The organism is Leeuwenhoekiella sp. LLG6367-2.1, from assembly GCF_045055775.1.
GTDB lineage: Bacteria > Bacteroidota > Bacteroidia > Flavobacteriales > Flavobacteriaceae > Leeuwenhoekiella > Leeuwenhoekiella aequorea.
In genome coordinates, this window is record NZ_CP159331.1 from 305,001 (window position 1) to 307,500 (window position 2,500).

A 2,500-nucleotide genomic window follows, 5' to 3' on the forward strand; every position below is an offset into this window, starting at 1 on the left:
ATACCTTCAGTATAGTGGGTTGCCCCATTCGGATATCTGCGGATCAATTTGTATGTGCCAATCCCCGCAGCTTTTCGCAGCTTATCACGTCCTTCATCGCCTCTGAGAGCCTAGGCATTCCCCATACGCCCTTATTTAGCTTATTGTACTTCTTGCTCTTATAAGGACTAGGTATTGCTACCAAGCCTTTCTATTCTTTATTCTAATGAGTTCTATCTATAATATATAATTAACTATTACTAGCTAACTAAAAATTTGTTTCTCTCGTATTCTTATTATTTCCCAATATGTCAATGAACGATCGCGAGTCGCGATAGACAATTAAATCATCTATGCTACTCACCGCAAGCTCTGAAGATAATATCTCATATCTTCAGGCATTGCCTGGTGGAGAATATCGGAGTCGAACCGATGACCTCCTGCGTGCAAGGCAGGCGCTCTAGCCAGCTGAGCTAATCCCCCATTATTTAAAAGCTAGTTAACAGTTATTAGTTAACAGTACTTATAACGGCTACTCAACCTCTAAAATTTCCTTCAATATCTTTTTTATGAACTAAATGTCTCAAGCTTTAACCTAAAACATAGTATGTGCCTTAGCACACAGTAGTCTCAGGCAGACTCGAACTGCCGACCTCTACATTATCAGTGTAGCGCTCTAACCAGCTGAGCTATGAGACTGTCCTTTATTTATCAATCGAATGACTCACTAATTAAAGTGAGCCATCAATCGAAAAATATCTTGAATCAACAACATTAAAAACTAAAATAAGTATTCGAACTTTTCTTTCCTTATAGTCGCGTCTTTTCTACCCATTGGGTAGAGAAGCTCTAGAAAGGAGGTGTTCCAGCCGCACCTTCCGGTACGGCTACCTTGTTACGACTTAGCCCCAGTTACCGGTTTTACCCTAGGCCGCTCCTTGCGGTGACGGACTTCAGGTACCCCCAGCTTCCATGGCTTGACGGGCGGTGTGTACAAGGCCCGGGAACGTATTCACCGCATCATGGCTGATATGCGATTACTAGCGATTCCAGCTTCACGGGGTCGAGTTGCAGACCCCGATCCGAACTGTGATAGGTTTTATAGATTCGCTCCGCCTTGCGACGTGGCTGCTCTCTGTACCTACCATTGTAGCACGTGTGTGGCCCAGGACGTAAGGGCCGTGATGATTTGACGTCATCCCCACCTTCCTCACAGTTTGCACTGGCAGTCTTGTTAGAGTTCCCGACATTACTCGATGGCAACTAACAACAGGGGTTGCGCTCGTTATAGGACTTAACCTGACACCTCACGGCACGAGCTGACGACAACCATGCAGCACCTTGTAATCTGTCCGAAGAAAAATCTGTTTCCAAATCTGTCAGACTACATTTAAGCCCTGGTAAGGTTCCTCGCGTATCATCGAATTAAACCACATGCTCCACCGCTTGTGCGGGCCCCCGTCAATTCCTTTGAGTTTCATTCTTGCGAACGTACTCCCCAGGTGGGTTACTTATCACTTTCGCTTGGCCACCCAGCTCTCAATCGAGCCGGACAGCTAGTAACCATCGTTTACGGCGTGGACTACCAGGGTATCTAATCCTGTTCGCTCCCCACGCTTTCGTCCATCAGTGTCAATCAATTATTAGTAGCCTGCCTTCGCAATTGGTATTCTATGTAATATCTATGCATTTCACCGCTACACTACATATTCTAGCTACTTCATAACAATTCAAGACTAACAGTATCAATGGCAATTCTACAGTTGAGCTGCAGACTTTCACCACTGACTTATTAGTCCACCTACGGACCCTTTAAACCCAATGATTCCGGATAACGCTTGCACCCTCCGTATTACCGCGGCTGCTGGCACGGAGTTAGCCGGTGCTTATTCTTACGGTACCGTCATCAGCCTACACGTAGGCCTTATTCTTCCCGTATAAAAGCAGTTTACAACCCATAGGGCCGTCTTCCTGCACGCGGCATGGCTGGATCAGGCTTTCGCCCATTGTCCAATATTCCTCACTGCTGCCTCCCGTAGGAGTCTGGTCCGTGTCTCAGTACCAGTGTGGGGGATCTCCCTCTCAGGACCCCTACCTATCGAAGCCTAGGTGTGCCGTTACCACACCTACTAGCTAATAGGACGCATGCTCATCTTGTACCGTAACCTTTACTATATAAATGATGCCAATCATATAGACTATGGAGGATTAATCCAAGTTTCCCTGGGCTATACTCCAGTACAAGGCAGATTGCATACGCGTTACGCACCCGTGCGCCACTCGTCAGCTTCCCGAAGGAACTGTTACCGTTCGACTTGCATGTGTTAGGCCTGCCGCTAGCGTTCATCCTGAGCCAGGATCAAACTCTTCATCGTAGTGTTTTTTATAATATCCACGATATAAGGAAATTTAATTACCTACTCCTAAAAGTAGGTGCTCAAAATGGTTATTCTAGTCTTTAATTCAAATATTATCTATCTCTAAATAATACGCGTTGTCAATTCAATATGTCAAGGAACTT

Annotated in this window: 2 tRNA genes and 2 rRNA genes (1 of these 4 running past the window's edge); all 4 read right to left on the minus strand. The window is 45.6% G+C overall.

Annotation, left to right across the window (positions count from 1 at the left end):
• Positions 1–145: ribosomal RNA gene (locus ABVM53_RS01395) — 23S ribosomal RNA — on the minus strand; it reaches 2,686 nt to the left of the window's first position.
• Positions 146–385: 240 nt separating this feature from the next.
• Positions 386–462 (minus strand) — tRNA-Ala (locus ABVM53_RS01400).
• 142 nt (positions 463–604) lie between these two features.
• A tRNA-Ile gene (locus ABVM53_RS01405) sits at positions 605–678 on the minus strand.
• 154 nt (positions 679–832) lie between these two features.
• Positions 833–2,354 (minus strand): 16S ribosomal RNA (locus ABVM53_RS01410).
• Together the 16S and 23S rRNA genes with 2 tRNA genes alongside form the textbook arrangement of a ribosomal RNA operon.
• Positions 2,355–2,500: the final 146 nt, after the last annotated feature.